Source organism: Pseudomonas sp. S2_B07 (assembly GCF_054668435.1).
Window position 1 is genome coordinate 1,197,318 of sequence record NZ_CP162769.1, and the last position, 20,114, is coordinate 1,217,431.

Consider the following 20,114-nt stretch of genomic DNA (forward strand, 5'->3'; position numbering starts at 1 on the left):
TTTCACGACACCCATAGCGATCGGAACTATTGAGCTTTTTGCTTTAAATATTGATAACAGCAGACCAATGATAATAATGGAATTTGATATAGAAGAACTCCCTGACGCACCTCCTACAAAATGAAAAAAGACCCACTTCAACACATGTCGAATCGGATTAAACTGTGGCGATATCAAAAACGCCCTGATCAAAAATATACCTACAACAGAAAAATTAAATATAACAATTACAAAAAAAGAAAACATATTCACAATCCAAGCATCAAACAAAAACTCAATGATCGAGTTCACAACAAAATCCCCTTTACTTTGCGGCCCCTCGGTATACCTGAACGATAAAGACTCCGATGCTATTCAGGAGTAAAAAATACAACATCCAAGTGGCAACACATGATAATCAAAAGCATAAAATGGATTTCAAAACAAAGGACAACAAAGGGGACAGATTTATTTTTACGCTTTTCATGCAAGAAAATAAATCCGTCCCCTTTTCACTGCTTTTCATTCCGTCCCTTTTCATTCCCCCACTCCCCCAGATAACCTCCCCCAGCCGCTGCAACCTCAGCGACCGGTTTTGACAGACCGAACACGATCAAGGCATGCAAATGCCGCTTTGCGGCTCCGTCCCTACAGGAGCTTCACCATGAAAAAATGTCCACCCGATTCCGTCGACCCAATCGATCTCAGCCAAGCTACCCAACGCACCATCAGCGCCCGCCTCCGAGATCCGAACACCCCCGACCCCATCAGCCACGTCCTCACCACCGACCGGGCCTGCAAACTCGAAGGTTCAAACCGCAGCCTCGCGCTATCAATCCAGCAGCTGGCGGTAGTGGGTGAATTGTTGGTAAACCGTGCGCTGGACAATCTCGACCCTCCTGGCGACGCATCCGAAGCCCCCCAAAGCACCCAATCTTGAGAGAAGGAGGTTCACCCATGGCTCGATACATGCCCATCACCGGCATCGACTGCCTGATCCCTTCCCTGCTGATTGATACGGAAGCGCCCCTCGATGTGTTGCACGACACAGCCGCCTACCGAATCCGCAGCGTCACCCAACTGGTGGAAACTCTATCCTTGGGTGATTCGCTCAAAGCCGACAACGCGCTACTTCAGGACTTAGCCCGGGTAATTGCAATTCCACTGCGCGACGGCTGCGATTTGCTGGACGTTATTGGCCGACGCTTACAAAAACACACCGCATAAAAAAACGGGCGATCATACGATCGCCCGTTTTATATATATATTCATTGCCAACACTTCAAAGGAAGGTGTCCGCCCAGTGCGATGGCCTCGGCATTCCATGCACTGGTAAAGAGCCGTGACACTGGGCGAACGGGGGCATTTTAATAGAAGTTTTCGAATATGTCCGCTTAGCGAACATGAAATTTTCAAACACAATGTTTAACAAAATGTCGGTTGCAATACTATTTAAACCGCCACCAAAACTCACCACCTAGAACATTAAAACTGATTGTTCTTGTACAAAAAACTTATACAAGAACAATCATTTTATAGAGTCAATACTCAGCTTTTAGGGGTGTGAGTATGCACTTGCAGGATGTCTGTGTAGGTGACGACAACGGTTTGACCGACTTTCAGGTCTTTGAGTTTGGCTTGAACTTCCGGTCTTACGATGTCAACCGTTTTGGATTTACCCTTCGGACCTTCGAAGGTTACCTGGTTTTTCTTCAGGTCGATGTGGGTGATTTTCAGCTGAACTTCAACCTGGCGGTAAGCTTCACCAGCCGGTTTGGCGGAACCTGGCGCTGCGCGAACGTCGCCCGTGCGTTCGGCGGAGCCTGGCAGGGCCTTCGAGACGTCGGTATTGAAGACGACCCCTTCGGCGTGAATGACTTTGATATCGACTTGATCGCCGGCTTTCAAGTTGCCAAGGTTTTTCGCCTTGTCGGTCAGTTGTACAGAAACTTCTTTACCTTCAGGCCCTTTGAGCACGACTTGATGGTTTGCGGTGTCGACCGAGACGACGGTGGCGGTGGTCTGATCCTCTAACACGACGCCAGCCAGCGGGATATCGGCAGCCATGGCGCCGAGGCTGACAGCGGACAGCAAGGTAGCAAGGGTGATGGCTTTGGTCAGTGCATGGAGTTTCATAGGCGATACATTCCTTGGTAATAAAGGGCAGCAGACCGCTCTGGCACAGGCGTCAGCGCGATGTGTGCAAATGAGCATAGACGCTCTTCAAAGAGTTTTTGCAGTTTCTTGCCCAGTGGGCTCGTTGTGGTCGGTGCTTTTTCCACTTTCCTTGCGCCAAGTCAGCCAAGTGTCTTGTAAGGCATCACTTTCTCGTTCGTTGGGGCCGCCTCAGGCTTCAGGATCATCGACTTCCTGGGCGACGTTCACGGCCGGCGAGTCTTTGTGAGATTGCTCGGCCCTGGCCTTCAAGTCTTGCCACTGCTGGAGGTCGATGGCGCCCTGCCCCAGCAAGTCGTCGGCCACCCGCAGCAGTTCGGCGTAATGGGCGTCGGGGGATTGTTGCCAGTAGGCTTTGTCGTCGAACAGGCGCTGCCATGAGGCAAGGTCTGGCGGTTTGAGGTCGTCGCTCATGGTGGGCTCCAGTGAACGGGCTTGTTAACGTAGGAGGACGTCGATCAGCCGAGAGTTCCGCCTCAATAACCGGTCATTTCCAGATAGCCCTGCCCGGCATGGCTGCCGCTCAGTTGCACCGGCCCCTCCCAGTAAGGAATACGCAAATCCATCCATGCGTTGGGGTTGAGGGCGTTGAGGGTAATGTCGAGGTGCTTGCCGGGGATTTTGATCGACCAGCGCACGGGCATCGTACGGCCAGCAACTTTGGCGGTGTCTTGCGGTGTGAGGCGGATGTCGTCGGCGTGCAGTTGCTGAGTCTGCCCCTCGGCGTCGATCCAGGTACCGGTGAGGTAAGGCGCGCCGTTCTTGTTGCGCATGCGGTAGAGCATCACCTGCTCGCCGCTGTCGAGGTGCAGGGAAAACCAGTCCCAACCGGTCTGGTTGGCAGTCAGTGGCTGGCTGCTCCATTCGCGGTCGAGCCAGGCCGGGCCGCTGACTTGGTAGGTTTTACCGTCGATGTCCAGCGAGCCACTGGCCTGAAAAAACGGCTGGCTGTAGTAATACGACGCCTGGCCCTGTTCGGACTTCTGGCTGAAACCTTTATCGCCCTGCAGCACCAGCGGCCGCGTGGATGTCAGCCGAAGCTGGTAACTGAAAGCCTTGTCCCGCGCACTGAGTTGAAGATCCGCTAAAGGATCAGATCCCTGACTGCTGAAACGCCAGTCATCGATCCACGCATTGAACGGCGCCACGCTCACGCCCGCCTGACCGACGCCGCCGCGGGCGTAGCGTTCGGCCGCGTGATGCACCGTCGCCGAGGTCACGGCCGCGTGCCCCAGCCAGATCGTCTGGTTAGCCCAGCCAACCACTTCGGGCGCTGCTTTCAAGGCGCTGCGAAAGAGCGTCCATTGCACGCCGAATTCACGGCCCTGCGCGTCCTTGAGGTTGGCGGTGACGTACCACCACTCGATGCGATAACCGTCATGGGGCCCGTGATCCGCCGGGAAGCTGAACACACGACCGGGCACCACCGGAGTAAACGTTGCCGCCTCGCCCCCGAGACCGGCGAAGCCTTTCTCGACAGGTGTGGAGTTGTCGCAGCCACTCAACAGAATGACCAGCAGCAAGCCGAGCTTAATCCTCATGAGCAAACGTCCTCAGCAGGTCCGCCGGTTGCGTGCGATACAGCGAATACAACGGCCACGCCGAGGCCAGTAACGTCGCGAACAACGCCAGCCCCATCAACTGCAACAGTTGCATCGGAAATACCCGCAATGGCAGGCGCCAGCCGAACGCCTGGACGTTGATCACCGCATCCAGGCACCACGCCAGCGCGATCCCCAGCGGCAACGCCAGCACCAGCGTCAACACTGCCAGCAGCCAGGTTTGCCCGAGGTTGAGCAGCATCAATTGCCGACGCGTCACGCCCAGCGCCCACAGCGGCGCCAACTGCCCGAGGCGGCTTTGGCTTTGGGTCAGCAGGCTGATGAACAACGCCACGCCCGCCACACACAGGGTCAGGCTGTTGAGCGCGGCCGTGGCGGCGAAAGTGCGTTCGAACACTTGCGTCGACCAGCCCTTGAGCCGCGCCTGATCGACGATGCGGTTGTCGTCGAGCGCGAAACGCGCCTGCAACGCGCTGACAAACGCCGGGATCAATGCCGGCTCGATGCGCAGATTAAATCGGTTGGGCGCCTGCTGTGGCCAGCCGTGCAGCAGATGGTTGACGTTAACCAGCAAGTGGCCCTTGGGGTTGCCGTAATCGGCGTAGATCCCGACGATGCGCGGCGACCACGGGCCGCCTGGGGTGGGAATCGTCAGGTGATCACCGAGACGTACCTTCAGGCGTCGGGCCAATTGCTCGCTGAGCATCAGCGCGTCGTCCTTCGCCAGTCGATCCCACGGGTTGTCACCCAAGGACTCCAGCAGGGGCCAATGCTGGCGATAGGTCGGGTGATCGATCACGCCAAAAATATCCGCCGGCCAGCCCTGCAACTGGATCGACACCTGCCAGCTGGGCAGCACCGCCGAGAGTTGCGGTTGCTGTTTGAGCCAGGTGTTCAGCTCGCGGGACTGCGCCGGGGTTTGCGGATTGACGTAGAGCTCGGCGGTCAGGCGTTGTTCGAGCCAGTTGCTGAATGTCTCGCGGAAACCGGCGGTCATGCTGCCAGCGCCGATGTTGGCCGCCAACGCCAACAGCAACGCCATCAAGGCCAGGCTCAGGGCCGGCAGTTGCTGACGGCAATCGGCGATAAACCATTGGCCGAGCACCGAATGGCTGCGCTGCAAAACCAGGTGGAGCACGGCATTGAGCAACACCGGCAGCGCCAGTGCGGCACCGAGCAACAGCGCCGCCATCAGCACAAATCCGCTGGCCAGGCTGTCGCCCCAGATCAAAGCGCTAAGCGCAATCACCGCCGCCGTCGCCGCCACCCAACCCTGGCGCCGCAACCAGCGTGCGTGAGCCTGATGCCAGGCTTGTGGATCGGCCAATGCCAGCAACGGCAAACGCGCCGCCCGCAGCAGGCTGTTGGCACCGGCCAGCAATGCACCGAGCAGACTCAGGCCGATACCGCTGAGCCACCACCACGAGCTGAGGCTCAACTGCCCCGCCACTTCAGCGCCATACAAGCCGCGCAGGCTGGCGGCGACATCCGGCAACAGCACGCTGGCCAACAGGTAGCCGCTGACCACACCGGCGAGGCCACCCACCAGCGCCAAACCGCCAAGTTCAACCGCCAGACAGGTGATGAGCATGCGCGCGCTGACGCCACAGGCGCGCAGGGTCCTGAGCAGGCCTCGGCGTTGTTCCAGTGCCAGGCCAATGGCTGCATGGACGATGAACAGGCCGACCACGAACGACAGAAAGCCCAAGGCATCGAGGTTCAGGTGAAAGCTCTCGGTCAGGCGCGCGAGATTGTTCTCCTCACCGCTTGTCTTGAGCTGGAGTTGATCCTTGAACGCGTCGGGTAACGCAGCGCTGAAATCCTTCGGCAACAGCAAGCGCGACAGTTGATCCGGCAGACCGAGAATCTGCTGGGCGAAGCCGATGTCCACCAGCAACACACCGGGGGCCATGTCGGTTTGTGCGTGCAGCGGTGGCAGAGGCTCACCGCTCGAACTCAGCGGACGCTCACCTTCCTGCAAGCCCAGGGTTTGCAGGGTCTGCGGCGAGATCCAGGTGCTGCCCGGCGCACTGAAAAACTCAACAACCTGTTCAATCGGCAACGCCTGCCCCGCCACGGATGAGCCGGCCGGCAGCGACACCGGTTCAATGCCCATCAACTGCAAGCGCTGCTCTTCATGGCCCTTGAGCGTCACCCGTCCTTGCAGCACCGGCGACACCGGCCACCCGGCACGGCGCAAGTCGACAAACAACGCCTGAGAAAACGTCCCGCCACCGGGCGCGCTGAGGCTGGCTTGTGGTTCGCCGCCGATCAATTGACTGGCCCGTGCGTAGCTTTCCCGCGCCTGACTGTTCAACGCCTGCACGCCCGTGAGCAAACTGGTGGCGAGCCACAACCCCGTCAGCACGCTGAAAAATTGCACTGGGTGTTGCCGCCAATGGCTCAGCAGCGCCCGTAACGTCTCGCGAAAAACCCGCACCTCAGCGCTCGTCCGCGCCAGCCAGGCGGCCACCGTGCAACACCACTTTTTCCGCCAGCCGCGCAGCCACCCGTGGGCTGTGCGTGACCATCAATAACGTGGTGGACGTGTCGTCGAGCAATTCCAGGAGCAGCTTCAATACTTCGTCGCTGGTGGCTTCGTCGAGGCTGCCGGTGGGTTCGTCGGCCAGCAGCAATTTCGGCTGCGAAGCCAATGCGCGGCCCAGTGCGACGCGCTGCTGTTGGCCGCCGGACAGTTGCTCGGGATAGCGTCGCAGCACATCGCTCAGCCCCAGGCGTTGCACCAGATGCGCCTGCCAGCGCGGGTCATGCCGCCCTGCCAGCCGCGCCTGAAACGCCAGGTTGTCCTCGACCCGCAGGCTGCCGATCAGGTTGAATTGCTGGAACACCAGGCCGATTTCGGTACGCCGCCAGTGGGCCAGTTGCCCTTCGCTCATCTGCTCCAGCCGATGCTCACCGCTGCGGATGCTGCCCCGGTCGACCTTGTCCAGCCCGGCAATCAGGTGCAGCAACGTGCTTTTTCCGCTGCCTGACTCGCCCATCAACGCCAGGCTACTGCCGGGTTTCAGGATCAGGTCGACGCCTTGCAGCACCGGTAGCAGGCCTTGCGGGGTGGCGTAGCTTTTGAAGACGCCTTGGACCTGAAGCATGGGCAATTCCGTGAAGAAGCGTGAGGCAAGGATAGTGTATCGGACGCGGTGGGCTCAGCCTTCAGATCACGGGTGAATGGGCGACGCCATCGCGAGCAGGCTCACTCCCACAGGGGGGGTTGTGTACACCGCAAATCCAATCTGGGAGCGAGCCTGCTCGCGAAAAGGCCCGCCCAGACAACAACAAAATTCACTGCCCCACCGCCACACTCGTCGGCGTCTGAGACGGCGTCACAATGCTCTCCAAATCAATATGCTTCCACTCCGGCTTCGCCCCCAGCCGCGCATTGAACCGATAATTGAACGTAAACTCATCAGCCGTCGACACACTCAACGGTTTTCCGTAAAGCGCCTCAACCCCCGCCAGGTCATACCCCATCAACTGCAACAACGTCGGGAAGATGTTGTAGTGGCTGGAGCGATCTTTGTTCGCGGCCAATTGCGCGGACCAGTCCAAAGTCTTCAACCCGCTGCCCTGAATCACCACCAGCGGCACCAATCCCTCTTCTTCCACCGGGTCACCGCCGCAATGGGTATTGAGCCCGGGATTGCCCCGTTCATGAAGGTCTTGCCCGTGGTCCGAGGTGTAGATCAACAGCGCATTGCTCAAATCAGCCTGGGCGAACACCCGTGAGAAAAACTCCCCGACGTTCCACAGCAAGGTGTTCTTGTAGGCATTGCGGTACAACACCCAGTCATCCGGCTGACCGTTAAACCCGTCACGCTTTCCGGTATCGGCCACTTCGACAAACTGTCCGCGCGGCAAGGTCGGACGGTACGCCATGAACCCGTCCGGGTATTTATCGTGAACCGGGAAATGCGCGCCGACCTTGTTGATCACCACCAATTCCGGCTTGCCGTCATTGAGCAGGTCAACCAGTTTGGCCGCCGCCGCCATGTCGCGATCACGCACGCTGGTCTGGTCGAATTGCACGAACTCGTCGATGTCCTTTTTCTCGGCATCGTTCATCAGGTTCTGCAGGTTGCCGCCGGTGCGCTGAGCATCGATGTAAACGGTGCGCAGACCGGCCTTCCTGGCGTACTGCCAGATCGACGGCATCGTCGTGTTGATGCGCATGTAGTCGGCACGGGTACCGCCGTAGCGCAACGTGACGTTGGTGTCGGCGCTGCAATTGGCAATCGAGGCGGCATACCCGTAGTTGAAAATATCGACACCCGGGCGCGGTTCCTTGAGGTTGCTGTGCACACCGAACGGCGCGTTGATGTCCAGGTAGTTGCCGGAAATGCTCTCGTCGATGATCAACACGATGTCGTGGCCCACCGGTACGTCGTTACGCGCCAGGCTCACCGGCTCACGCGGGCCGACAGTGTTGTGCAGGGCTTCATAGGTAAACAGGTTCAGGTAGGCCAGCGGCGTGTACATGATCGGCAAGCCCCGGGCGCCCTCGCCGGCCCGCACGAACAACACCGCACTCAGCAGCAGCACCCCAAGCACCGGCGCCGCCACCAGCATCGCACCGGGCAGTGGCATGCGCCGACGCGGTTTGAGGCCGATGCCGAACAACAGCAGCATGCCGCCGAGCAGGCCACTGATGATTGCATCACGGTACTGGTAGATCGCTTCCTGGATGAAGCCGCCCGAATACACCAGCGACACGAAGCTGCTGTAGGTCAGGTAATCAGCCGTGACCCGCGTATAGACATCGAAAAACACCGCCGACACGAACATCACCAGGGCGAACAGATGGCGGACCAGCGTCTGCCGGATGTACGCCGTCATAAACAGCGCCACCGTCAGCGCGATAAACATGCCGCCGAAAAGAAGCACCGGAAAACCGATGCCCATCGCACTTAAACGTTCGAGGTAATAGTCGTAGTTCTTAAGTAAATAGAGAACTAACAGTACTTCTTTGAGATATCGAATCATTCTCTTTAGGTACTCATGAAGGGCTTTTGGCCAATAGATTGTCGGCCATTTTTTGACACTAGCACCGGGCCATCAAAGCGCAAGAATTGTCGGACTTTTACACAAAGCGTCAAAAAAACGTTGACTCAAATCTGACACACTTGTGGGGAAAATTCCCCGGACTTTCAAGGCACTAGACCGTCCATCGTTTTCTTCAGGTCCTTAAAAACCCCTCAAAACCGCGACAAATCCAGCACCGACAAGCACTTGATGGCATTTGGCCCCCAAAATAGGGGTTTGGCTACCACAAGAGAATGTCATTTTGCTGACACGCTTTCCCAACGCTGGGCTATACCCCTTTTGACAGTCTTATTTTCGTTATCTCAACCGTCTTACGAGGCACGCCAATATGGACGTGAGCGTATTTGGTACGGGCTATGTTGGCCTGATACAAGCAGCGGCACTGGCCGATGTCGGACATCGCGTCCTGTGTGTCGACATTGATCCAAATAAAATAAAACAACTGCAACAAGCAGTGCCACCGATCAGCGAACCGGGGCTTTCCAGCACGCTGGAAGAGAACATCAAGGCCGGTCGGCTGCTGTTTACCACCCAGGCCAGCGATGCGGTCGAACACGCCGAGCTGATTTTCATCGCCGTGGGCACGCCCGCCGATGAAGACGGTTCCGCTGACCTCAGCCATGTGCTGAGTGTCGCCCGCCAGATCGCCAACCATATGGAGGCCGATCGCACCGTCATCATCAAGTCCACCGTACCGGTCGGTACCGCGGACCAGGTGGCTGCCGCCGCCAACGAAGAACTCAAGCGCCGTGGCAAGAGCGCGCTGAATGTGCGGGTGGTGTCCAACCCGGAGTTTCTCAAGGAAGGCAGTGCCCTGGCCGATTGCATGCGCCCGGACCGGATCATCGTCGGCACGCTCGACGATGAAGCCCGCAGCCAGATGAGCGAACTCTACGCGCCGTTCTGCCGCAACCATGAAAAGCTCATGTTCATGGACAACCGCAGCGCCGAGCTGACCAAGTACGCCGCCAACGCCATGCTCGCCACGCGCATCAGTTTCATGAATGAACTGGCCAACCTCACCGAACTGCTGGGGGCTGACATCGAAGCGGTGCGCCGGGGCATCGGTTCCGACCCGCGCATCGGTTACCACTTTATCTACCCAGGCTGCGGCTTCGGTGGCTCGTGCTTCCCCAAAGACCTGCGCGCCCTGCTGCACACCGCCGAACAAAACGGCATGCCGCTGCGCCTGTTGCGCAGTGTCACCGACGTCAACGACACCCAGCGCCACATTCTCTTCGGCAAGCTCAAGGCACAATTCCCGAATGGACTGGCCGGTAAATCCATCGCGATCTGGGGCCTGGCGTTCAAACCCAACACCGATGACATGCGCGAAGCGCCCAGCCGTTACCTGATGGAAGCCCTGTGGGCCGAAGGCGCGACGGTACAGGCCTATGATCCGGAAGCCATGTCCGAATGCCGGCGTCTCTACGGTTATCGCAAAGACCTGCATTTATGCGCCACCCGCGACGACACCCTGGAAGATGCGGATGCGCTGGTGATCTGCACCGAGTGGAAGAACTTCCGCGTGGTCGACTTCGACCTGCTGGCGAGCAAATTGCGTTCGCGGGTGATCGTCGACGGTCGCAACCTGTACAACCCGGAGCACGTCGCTGCCGCCGGCTTGCACTACAGCGGTATCGGTTTGCGACACATTGCACCCGAGGCGCCGCGCCCATGAAGATCCTCGTCACCGGAGCGGCCGGTTTTATTGGTGCCCATTGCGTGTTGCGGTTGTTGCGCGACGGGCACCAGGTGTTCGGCCTCGATAACTTCAACGATTACTACGACCCGCAACTCAAGCGCGATCGCGTCGATTGGGTGCAGGAGCAGGTCGGCCCTTTCCAGCTCGCAACGGTGGACCTGGCCGATACGTCGGCCATCGAAGCCCTGTTCGCCCGTGAAAAACCCGAGGTGGTGATCCACCTCGCCGCCCAGGCCGGGGTGCGTTACTCACTGGAGAATCCTCGGGCCTACCTCGACAGCAACTTGAGCGGTTTCCTCAACATTCTCGAAAGCTGCCGCCGGCACCCGGTTCAACACCTGATCTACGCCTCGTCCAGTTCGGTGTACGGCGCCAACCAGCACACGCCGTACTCCGTGCAGGACGGCGTCAATCACCCGCTCTCGCTGTATGCCGCGACCAAGAAAGCCAATGAACTGATGGCCCACAGCTACAGCCACCTGTTTGGCATTGCCTGCACCGGGCTGCGGTTTTTCACGGTGTACGGGCCCTGGGGCCGGCCCGACATGTCGCCGATCCAGTTCGCCCGCGCCATCGCCGAGGGCCAGCCGCTGAAGCTGTTCAACTACGGCCAGCATCAGCGCGACTTCACTTACATCGACGACATCATCGAAAGCATCGCCCGTCTGATCGATCGCCCACCGCAGGCCAACGCTGAATGGGACCGCGAGCAACCGGACCCGGCCAGCAGCATGGCGCCGTGGCGCATTTACAACATTGGCGGCCAGCACCCGGTGGAACTCAAGGACTACCTGGCACTGCTGGAAAAACACCTTGGTCAACCGGCCATCGTCGAGTTGCTGCCCTTGCAGCCGGGCGACGTCCTCAATACCTGCGCCGACGCCAGTGACCTGGCGCGGGCTACCGGATTTCAGCCTTGTATCGAGCTGGATGAAGGACTCGGGCGTTTCATCGCCTGGTTCCGCGATTACTACCAACTGCCTATCGCCCACGCGCCGCTTGCGGCTGAACTTCAGCGGAGGACTCTATGACTGGACATGAAAAAGGTGTGCCCCTCAAACAAATGCGCAGGGACAAACGCCTCGATCCCGAGCACCGGATTCGCATGGATGCGGCTATTCACATGCAGGGGCGTGGCTGGATGACTGGCCGTGACGGCGGTCGACCCTGGACGTTGTCACGCACCAACCGGGTGGTCGCCTGCCTCGGTGCGTTGATGATTCTGGTGTTGATTTCGCCGGTACTGCTGGGCCTGGCGCTGGCGATCAAGTTCAGCAGCCCGGGGCCGGTGATGTTCGTGCAGAAACGCACCGGCTACCGCGGTCGCGCCTTCGGCATGTACAAATTCCGCACCATGGTGGCCAACGCCGAGGAGCTCAAAGAGTCCCTGCGGCACTTGAACAAGCATGGCGCCGACGCCATCGACTTCAAGATCGACAAGGACCCGCGCATCACCGGCATCGGTGGATTCCTGCGGCGCAGTAGCCTGGATGAGCTGCCAAACCTGATCAATGTAGTGACCGGCGACATGCGCCTGGTGGGCCCACGGCCTACTTCGTTCAACGCCTACCGCTACAAGGATAACCACCTCGCGCGCCTGAGCATCTACCCCGGCATGACCGGCCTGTGGCAGATCTCCGGGCGCAGCAATATCGACTTCGACCAGCGCGTTGAGTTGGATCTCAGCTATATCGCCGAGCAGAGCCTCTTGCTTGATCTGAAGATCCTGTTGAAAACCCCCTTCAAAGTATTCAGCGGCCACGGAGCGAGTTAAATGGACGGTTCATCAACCAAAAGCCTGAGTATCGCCAACCCGAGCGAGTCCAACCTGACTTCGACCGTGCTGGATCAAGATCTGCGGATCCTACTGCTGACCGCCGCCAACCCCGGCGCGGGCACCACCACCAGCGCGCTGGCACTGGCCAGTCAACTGGCCCAGATGAGCAGCGGCCAGGTGCTGCTGGTCGACGCCAGCCAGTCCTCGAACAACCTCACGCAGCAACTGGGGTTGACCAAGGAACGCGGCTTTCGCGACTTGATGTTCAACAACCAGAGCCCGCCGATGCTGCAGGACTGTGTGGTGAACGTCGCCAGCCTGCCCTTCGACATTTTGCCCAACGGCCGTTATGCCCGCGGCAATGAACACCTGACTGCCGAAAGCATGAGCCCGTTGCTCGATCAGCTCGGCAGCCAGTATCGCTTTGTGGTGATCGACGCCGACGCGGTGTATTCCGCCGCCGACACCCTGGTCATCAGCACGCAGGTGGACGGCGTGATCATGGTCGTGCGCGCGGAAGACACCCGCTGGGAAGTGGCACAAGCCGCGGTCCAGCGCCTGACCCAGGCCGGCGCAAAAATGGTCGGCAGCGTGTTCAACCGTCGCAAGTACTACATGCCGAAATGGCTGTACAAAAACCTGTAAGCAACCAGAAAAGGATGACGCCATGAACGCCAGAATGCTTGTCCTGCTGTTGCTGCCGCTTGCAGGTTGCACCAGCAATTCGACCGAAACCCAAATGCCAGTGCAGATCCTCACGGCCTCACCGGCCAACGCCCAGGCCACCGACATGCCCAAGGTCGAACAGACCTTGCGGCCACAGGACGTGTTGGACGTGATCTTCCACATCAGCACCAGCGGCTCGGACGCCTACCGCATCCAGTCCGGTGATCAGATCGGCCTGAACTTCACCGCCGCCAGCCAGCTCAACGGCAATCAACTGGTGTTGCCTGACGGCACCATCGAACTGCCAGGCGCCAACACCTCAGTGAAGATCGCCGGGCTGTCCAGCGAGCAGGCGCGTGAGGAAATCCAGCGGGCGTATCAGCGCAAACAGCTGTTCCAGCCCAACCGCAACCAGTTGACCGTGCAAGTGATCAGCCCGCTGAGCAACGAATCCAACCTCAAAAGTGCCCTGAACCACCCCGCTACCGGCATGAGCCGGGAGATCACTGTTGGCACCGACGGTTATGCCAGCTTCCCGGAAATCGGCGCCGTGCCACTGCAAGGCATGACCGTCAATCAACTGGAAACCTTCCTCAACAAACGCTACGCCGATCTGCCAGGACGGATGACCGTCGACGTACTGCTCAAGTCCACCGCCGGCAACGAAATCTATGTGCTGGGTGAAGTCGGCCAACCGGGCTCCTACCCGATTCGCCGGCCGGTCTCGGTGCTTGAAGCGCTGACGCTGGCACGCGGCAGCAATGCCAAGGCACGGCTCGATTCGGTGGTGATCATGCGCCGCAACGGCAATCAGGTTAAGGCCGTGCATTATGACGTGGAAAAAGCCCTGGCCGGCGATGCTTCGCAAATCGCCTACCTGCAACCGGACGACATGCTCTTCGTGCCCAAGACCAAACTGGCCAGCGCCGGTGAGCTTGCGCGGCAACTGGCAGACGTCGTGTTGTTCCAGGGTGTGGGCTTCAGCTTCGGCTACCGCGTCGACAACAAAGACAGCAATAACAACAACTGACTCTCAGGTGACCTGACATGAATCCAAAGGAAAACTACCTGCACGAGTTCTTCAGGATCTTCTTTGCCAACAAGCAGTTGGTGAAGCGGGTATTCCTGGTCTTTGCAGTGATCGCCCTGGTCTTGCCGCTGGTGCTCAAACAGAGCTTCGACATCACCGCGCAAGTCATCGTGCAGTCGAAAAAACTTTCCCAGGGTGACGCCACCACGTCACTGACCGTGGACAACGCCACCTTCATTCCACCCTCGCTGGCGGACATGGAAACCGAGAGCAATATCCTGCGCTCCCCGGCCCTGATCCGGCAGACCATCAGCGAGTTGCGCGACAAGGGCGAGTACACCCCGGCCCCCGGCGTGTTCAACACACTGGTGCTGCAACCGATCAAACGCTTCATCACCTCGCCACTGCGTGAGTACGTGATCAACCCGGTGAAAACCGCGTTGGGCATGGAAACCGATCCGGTGCGCGACACCACGCTGGATACGTTGACCCAGGAAGCCATCGACAAACTGAAGATTGAAACCCTGCCGGGGTCCAACGTGATCTCGATCATCTACAGCTTCGGTGATCCGCATCAAGGCACGCAGTTTGTCGCGGCCTTGCTGCAAAACTACCTGGCCAGCCGTCAGGACCTGCAATCGATCGACCTGCCACAAACCTTCTACGAAACCAAGAAGCACCAATATCAGGTGCGCCTTGATGGCCTGGAAGGCACCCGGCTGGCGTTGCTCGAAGGTGTCGGCTCGTCTGATCCGAAGGAAGAAATCACCTTCCGCCTCAACGCGATCAACACCGAGGAGCAAGCGCTCAACCTGTATCAGGACCGCCGCCTGCAAAGCCAACGCTGGCTCGACTACCTGAAAACCAGTCTGGCCGCCGCCAGCAATAACAAGCTCAACGACTACACCTTCCCCTACACCTTCACCACCACCGTGGACAACGTGGCGTTTGAAGATCGCGAGATCAAACAGATGGGTGAGGCACTGACCAACCAGGTCAGCCGCTACATGAACGACCTGGCCATCTTCCAGCCCAGCAGTGAGCCGATGTTGCTGACCCGCGAACAGATCACTCGCACCCGTCAGCAGTTTTTGAAAGTGGTGAGCAACCGGATTCAGGAACGCACCAACGACCTGGCGATTGTCAGCTCGGTGATCGACCAGAAGACCGCGCGCATTGCCGAGTTCAAGAACCGCATCCACCAGTTGCAGGAAACCCAGAGCAAACTGCGGCAGATGGACACCGAGATCGATGCCTTGCACAAAGCGTTCTCGACCTACGCCCAGCGCTTTGCCGAAAGCAGCACCGCCCGATCGCTGGACACCGACCTGTCCAACGCCCGTGTCCTGAGCCCACCGTATGAACCGACCGAAGCGGCGTTTCCCAAGCCGTTCCTGATCATCCCGTTCGGCTTGCTCACCGGTCTGCTGCTGGCGATTGCCCTGGTCTACGTGCGTGAGTTCTTCGATCACCGCTTCAAGGCGCCTGCGCAAATCACCCACGAATTGGGCTTGCCGGTGCTGTTGGTGATCAACGATCAAAGCGTGGAGCCGATCAACCCACACAAGAACTGGTCCGTGCCACGCCTCGTGCATTGGGTGCGCAATTGAACGCGCCGCTCAACCCTGCCACCGCCCTGCCGATCATTCATTTGCTCAGCAGCGGTGGGTTCTATGGGGCTGAGCGGATGCTGCTCGACCACTGCCTGGCGACGCCGGGGCAGCACCAAGTGCTGTTTCTCGATGCGCCGCCCGCATTGATCGCCCGGTTTCGCGAGGCCGGGGTGGACTGCCGTGGTTGCGCCGGGCTGGGGGAGTTGCTCGCGCATTTACGTCAGCGCCGTGGGGAAAAACCGCTGATCAATACGCACAATTTCAAAGGCCTGTTGTTTGGCTGGGTCGGCGCGACGTTGTTGCGCTTGCCGCTGGTAATCACCCAGCACGGTTTCACTCCGCGCAGTCGCAAGCAGAAGTTCTACACCTGGCTGAGCCTGCAACTGTGCCGCACCGCCTCGGTGGATCGTGTGGTTTGCGTCGCCGAAAGCATCGCCACGCTGTGCCGTCAGGCCAGTGTGCGGGCCGATAAGTTGCAGGTGATTCCCAATGGCTTGCCCGCCGCTGCCACGCAGTGGTCACCCAACGTTGACCGTCAGCGTTGGCTGGCCGGATACGTCGGGCGCCTGAGCAGTGAAAAAGGCCCGGACCTGTTTCTCGATGCGCTGATCCCGTTGTGTCAGCAACACCCGCAACTGGACGCCGTGATGCTCGGCGACGGCCCGGAACGGGAAACGCTGCTGGGACGGATCAATGCCGCCGGTTTGCAAACGCGCATCACCTTGCCGGGTTATCAGACCGACATGGGGCGGTGGTGGCGCCAACTCGATGCGCTGGTGATCAGCTCGCGCACCGAAGGCACGCCAATGATTCTGCTCGAAGCGATGCAGGCCGGAGTGCCGGTGGTGGCGTTCGGCGTCGGCGGCATTCCCGATGTGCTGCAAGACCGGCACAACGGTTTGCTGGCAACGCCCGCCGACAGCGCCGCCCTCGCCCGCCAGATCGACACCTTGCTGATGGAACCGGCACTGGCGGCGCAATTGATCGACAACGCAAAACGTACCCAACTGGATCGTTACGACCTCAAGGCCCTGGCCGAACGCTGGTCGCAGCTTTATATCCGTACTGCACGGGAGGCACGCGCGTGATCTTTCCGCTCTCGATCGTCAGTCTGCTCGGCCTTGTCTGCCTCGGTTTGCTGGCCAGTCCTTATCCTTTTCTGGCGCCGGGGGCGGTGCTGGGTCTGGTCGGTGTTGCGTTGCTGTACCGCAAACCCACCTGGGGTCTGCTCGGCATCGCGGCGCTGGTGCCGTTCGAAGGGTTCTTCAAGGACAGTTCGCTGTCGGGCACCAAGTTCATCGGCGCGTCGCTGGCGGTGATCCTGATGCTGCAACTGGCCCTGCGGCAGATTCCGTCCGAGCGCCTGCGCAGTAATACCTGGCGCTACCTGATCTGGTTTCTGGTGCTGTACCTGCTCAGCCTGCTCAACACCGATGACATGGGCATGTCGTTGGGGCATCTGCGGGAGTTGAGTGTTGGCCTGATTCTGTTTGTGATCACTCTGATGATCGGGCGGGACTTGAATCTCGATCTGTTCGCCAAACTGGTCACTGCCAGCGTCACGATGACCTGCGTGCTGGCAATGTTCTCCAGCAAATATCAGGATCAGGGGCGCGCCGCCGGGTTGCTCGAAGACCCGAACGCCTTCGCCATGCTGATCGCCTTCGCCGTGCCGCTCGGCCTGTGGCTGGTGATCCGCAGCCCGAACCTGCTGCATCGTCTGTTCTGGGGCGGTTGCTGCCTGCTGTTGCTCGGTGGCATGACCAAGACCGAATCGCGCTCCGGGCTGGTGGTGTTGTTTCTCAGCCTGATCATCGGTGCCTGGCACTACCGCACCGAGTTGACGCGGATCCGCCCACGGCATCTGGGGTTTGCCATGCTCGCCGTGGTGATCGTGATTCCCTTGGCCATTTATGCAATGCCCGCCGGTTACATCGCCCGCATCCAGTCCCTGAGTATCTTGAGCGCAGGGGCCAAGAGTCAGGACGAATCCCTCGGCCGCCGTGCCTCGTACATCGTGGTCGGCAGCGCGATGATCCGCGAGAACCCGCTGCTCGGCTCCGGCCCCGGCACCTTCCCGCTGCACTACGCCACCACCGGTTATGCCAAGGCGTTTTCGGCCAACCGCAAAATCGGCGACCTGTACCGCCGCGCCCACAACACCTACCTGGAAATCTTTAGTGAACTGGGGATTCCCGCCGGCCTGCTGTTCGTCGGCATGCTCGCCCTCGGCTTGTACAACCTGATCCGCGCCCGACGCATCTGGATGCAGCGAGCCAACCGCGAGCAAGCGGACTTGATGACGCACCTGGCGATGAGCTTTCTGTCGTTGACCCTGTTCCTGATGTTCCTCAGTGCGCCCAACCAGAAGTACGTGTGGATCATGCTCGCCCTGACCAGCGTACTGCGTTTGAAAGCCGAAGAAAGCCCGCCAAGGGAGGCCAAGGCATGAGCCGAATCAGCATTGTGATTCCGATGTACAACGAAGCGCGCCACATCGCCCGCACTTTGCTGGCCGCGAAAAAAGCCGCCCACGCGGCCGGCCTCGATTGCGAGCTGATCGTGGTCGACAACGGCTCGCACGATGAAGGCCCGCAGATTGCCCGGCAATTCGGTGCGCAAGTCCTGGAGCAGCCGGGGATCCTGATCGGCGCCCTGCGCAATCGCGGAGTCGCCATCGCCACCGGTGAATGGCTCGCGTTCATCGACGCCGACGTCGAGATGCCCGAAGACTGGCTGACGCGACTGGTCGCTCTCGAAAGCAAGGGGCAGGCCGATGTGTTCGGCCTGGATTTGCACACCCCGGCCGCAGCGCCGTGGTACGCCACGGCCTGGCAGCGCCGCACACTGCGCCCTGCGAGTCAGAGCCTGCGTAAGGTGGATTGGTTGCCCAGTTCCAACCTGCTGATGCGTCGCAGCTGGTTCGACAAGGTCGATGGCTTCAACGAAAGCCTGCGCACCGGCGAGGACAAGGACTTCACCCTGCGTCTGCACCAGACCGGCGCGCGGATTCTCGCAGTCAATGAATGCGTGGCCCTGCATTGGGGTTACGAAATGAACTGGCGCGAGTGGATGGGCAAGGAAATGTGGCGCCAGAGCAGCCACGTGCAATTGCTCCGCACCCATGGCGCGAGCCTGCGACTGCTGCGCTTTCCGTTGTTGTCGTTGGGGGCCTGGTTTCTCGATTTGCTGGCGATCTCTGCCCTGTGCGACGGCTTTCCGCATCACGCGGCGGTCATGTTGACCATCACCACCGTGCCGGCGCTGATCATGAGCCTGCGCCAGAGCCGCAAACACCGCGACGTCGGCCTGACCCTGCAACTCTGGGGCCTGCACTGGGTGCGCCTGCACCTGGCCGGGGCCGCGCTCGTTCTCAGCCTGTGTCATTGGAATGCCAGGAGGCCCGCCCGTGGCTGAATTCATTTTCTGGTTGTGCCTGCTGCTCCCGGTTTACGCCTACCTCGGTTATCCCTTGTTGCTGACGCTGTTGTCGCCGCTGTTCGCGGCGCGCCGTCATGGCGCGCCGGAACCGATGAACGTGAGCGTAGTGATTGCCGCGCACAACGAAGCGCGGCACATCGAACACAAGTTGCGCACCCTACTCGCCCAGGATTACACGCCGGCCTCGCTGCAGATCATTTTGGCCAGCGACGGCTCGACCGATGACACGGTGGCCTGCGCACGCAATGTGATTGACCCGCGCATTACCGTGCTCGACCTGCCGCGCCAGGGCAAAGCCGCGACCCTGAATGCCGGCGTGGCGCTGAGCACCGGCGACATTCTGGTGTTCACCGACGCCGACAACCAATGGTCGCGCGACACCCTCGGCCATTTGCTCGCACCGCTGAGCGATCCGCAGGTCGGCGCCTGTGCCGGGCACATGGTGATCCCCGTGACGGGCGGTGGCCTGAGCGTCGGCGACAGCCTGTATCGGCATTACGAAGGCTGGCTGCGCCGGGTCGAGAATCGCACCGGTTGCATGGTTTCCGCTGACGGCGCGTTGCTGGCCTTGCGTCGCGAGCTGTTCCAGAACGTGCCGGCGGAGGTCAACGACGACTTCTTCATCAGTACCTGCGCGCCGGTCGCCTTCAAACGCATCGTCTATGTGCCCGAGGCGCAAGTGATCGACCAGGGCGTCGATGAGGCCGACAAGCAATTCCGTCGCCGCCAGCGTGTCACCGTCGGCGGCCTGCAAAGCCTGGCGCAGCGCAGCGAGCTGCTCAATCCGCTCAAGCATGGCCTGTATTCGATTGCCTTGATCAGCCACAAGCTGATCCGGCGTCTGGCACCGATCCTGTTGTTGCCGTTGCTGCTGAGCAATTTCTGGCTGTGGGACGACCACGGTTTTTATCGCCTGAGCCTGATCGCGCAACTGATTGGTTATGCCATTGCCATCGCCGGTCTGCTGGATTCGCAACACCGCTTGCCCAAGCCCTTTCGCCTCGCCGCGTTCCTGCTGGTGACGCTGGCCGGTATGAGCATCGGCCTGTGGCAGTTCCTGCGCGGCCAACGGTACGCCCAGTGGAACCCCGAACAGAATCGTTGAAAG

At 59.9% G+C, this 20,114-nt stretch carries 18 protein-coding genes; 12 read left to right on the plus strand and 6 right to left on the minus strand.

Annotated elements, in window-relative coordinates; all coding sequences use genetic code 11:
* The first annotated feature begins 643 nt into the window (after positions 1-643).
* Both AB4N43_RS05530 and AB4N43_RS05535 read left to right on the plus strand, forming a co-directional pair.
* On the plus strand, positions 644-919 hold the full coding sequence (locus AB4N43_RS05530) for a DUF6124 family protein (protein ID WP_460153450.1): 276 nt from the start codon (positions 644-646) through the stop codon (positions 917-919).
* Between the two features lie 17 nt (positions 920-936).
* Complete coding sequence (locus tag AB4N43_RS05535) at positions 937-1,206, plus strand: hypothetical protein (RefSeq protein WP_027921346.1); 270 nt, start codon at positions 937-939, stop codon at positions 1,204-1,206.
* A 321-nt stretch (positions 1,207-1,527) separates the two neighbouring features.
* On the opposite strand, the gene AB4N43_RS05540 is transcribed toward AB4N43_RS05535, so the two are convergent.
* From AB4N43_RS05540 to AB4N43_RS05565, 6 genes are all read right to left on the minus strand, one after another.
* Positions 1,528-2,115: a hypothetical protein gene (locus AB4N43_RS05540; protein ID WP_460153452.1), complete on the minus strand. Its 588-nt coding sequence runs from the start codon at positions 2,113-2,115 to the stop codon at positions 1,528-1,530.
* A 210-nt stretch (positions 2,116-2,325) separates the two neighbouring features.
* On the minus strand, positions 2,326-2,568 hold the full coding sequence (locus AB4N43_RS05545) for a hypothetical protein (RefSeq protein ID WP_027921348.1): 243 nt from the start codon (positions 2,566-2,568) through the stop codon (positions 2,326-2,328).
* Between the two features lie 62 nt (positions 2,569-2,630).
* On the minus strand, positions 2,631-3,695 hold the full coding sequence (locus tag AB4N43_RS05550; protein WP_460153454.1) for a lipocalin-like domain-containing protein: 1,065 nt from the start codon (positions 3,693-3,695) through the stop codon (positions 2,631-2,633).
* Positions 3,685-6,156, minus strand: a complete 2,472-nt coding sequence (locus tag AB4N43_RS05555) for an ABC transporter permease (RefSeq protein ID WP_460154201.1) — start codon at positions 6,154-6,156, stop codon at positions 3,685-3,687. Before AB4N43_RS05555 ends, AB4N43_RS05550 begins: the two co-directional genes overlap by 11 nt.
* 1 nt (position 6,157) lies before the next feature.
* Positions 6,158-6,826 (minus strand): ABC transporter ATP-binding protein, encoded by a 669-nt coding sequence (locus tag AB4N43_RS05560; RefSeq protein ID WP_027921351.1) that lies wholly within the window; start codon positions 6,824-6,826, stop codon positions 6,158-6,160.
* 190 nt (positions 6,827-7,016) lie between these two features.
* Positions 7,017-8,714, minus strand: coding sequence for a sulfatase-like hydrolase/transferase (locus tag AB4N43_RS05565; protein WP_460153456.1), 1,698 nt, complete (start codon positions 8,712-8,714; stop codon positions 7,017-7,019).
* Between the two features lie 388 nt (positions 8,715-9,102).
* Here AB4N43_RS05565 and AB4N43_RS05570 point away from each other — a divergent pair, with 388 nt between their 5' ends.
* Genes AB4N43_RS05570 through AB4N43_RS05615 form a run of 10 tightly spaced genes read left to right on the plus strand, consistent with a single transcriptional unit; the run spans position 9,103 to position 20,111 of the window.
* The gene (locus AB4N43_RS05570) at positions 9,103-10,455 is read left to right on the plus strand and encodes a UDP-glucose dehydrogenase family protein (protein WP_460153458.1); all 1,353 of its coding nucleotides are present in this window, start codon (positions 9,103-9,105) and stop codon (positions 10,453-10,455) included.
* Positions 10,452-11,510, plus strand: a complete 1,059-nt coding sequence (locus tag AB4N43_RS05575; protein ID WP_027921354.1) for an NAD-dependent epimerase — start codon at positions 10,452-10,454, stop codon at positions 11,508-11,510. The genes AB4N43_RS05570 and AB4N43_RS05575 overlap by 4 nt, the downstream gene beginning before the upstream one ends.
* On the plus strand, positions 11,507-12,253 hold the full coding sequence (locus AB4N43_RS05580; RefSeq protein WP_027921355.1) for a sugar transferase: 747 nt from the start codon (positions 11,507-11,509) through the stop codon (positions 12,251-12,253). The genes AB4N43_RS05575 and AB4N43_RS05580 overlap by 4 nt, the downstream gene beginning before the upstream one ends.
* Positions 12,254-12,901, plus strand: coding sequence for a CpsD/CapB family tyrosine-protein kinase (locus AB4N43_RS05585; protein WP_027921356.1), 648 nt, complete (start codon positions 12,254-12,256; stop codon positions 12,899-12,901).
* A 22-nt stretch (positions 12,902-12,923) separates the two neighbouring features.
* A complete protein-coding gene (locus AB4N43_RS05590; RefSeq protein ID WP_027921357.1) occupies positions 12,924-13,952 on the plus strand; it encodes a polysaccharide biosynthesis/export family protein in 1,029 nt (342 codons plus the stop codon).
* Between the two features lie 17 nt (positions 13,953-13,969).
* Positions 13,970-15,562 (plus strand): GumC family protein, encoded by a 1,593-nt coding sequence (locus tag AB4N43_RS05595; RefSeq protein WP_027921358.1) that lies wholly within the window; start codon positions 13,970-13,972, stop codon positions 15,560-15,562.
* On the plus strand, positions 15,559-16,653 hold the full coding sequence (locus tag AB4N43_RS05600) for a glycosyltransferase family 4 protein (protein ID WP_027921359.1): 1,095 nt from the start codon (positions 15,559-15,561) through the stop codon (positions 16,651-16,653). Before AB4N43_RS05595 ends, AB4N43_RS05600 begins: the two co-directional genes overlap by 4 nt.
* The gene (locus tag AB4N43_RS05605) at positions 16,650-18,017 is read left to right on the plus strand and encodes an O-antigen ligase family protein (RefSeq protein WP_460153463.1); all 1,368 of its coding nucleotides are present in this window, start codon (positions 16,650-16,652) and stop codon (positions 18,015-18,017) included. Before AB4N43_RS05600 ends, AB4N43_RS05605 begins: the two co-directional genes overlap by 4 nt.
* Positions 18,014-18,982 (plus strand): glycosyltransferase, encoded by a 969-nt coding sequence (locus AB4N43_RS05610; RefSeq protein WP_027921361.1) that lies wholly within the window; start codon positions 18,014-18,016, stop codon positions 18,980-18,982. The genes AB4N43_RS05605 and AB4N43_RS05610 overlap by 4 nt, the downstream gene beginning before the upstream one ends.
* The gene (locus AB4N43_RS05615; RefSeq protein WP_027921362.1) at positions 18,975-20,111 is read left to right on the plus strand and encodes a glycosyltransferase; all 1,137 of its coding nucleotides are present in this window, start codon (positions 18,975-18,977) and stop codon (positions 20,109-20,111) included. The genes AB4N43_RS05610 and AB4N43_RS05615 overlap by 8 nt, the downstream gene beginning before the upstream one ends.
* Positions 20,112-20,114 lie beyond the last annotated feature (3 nt).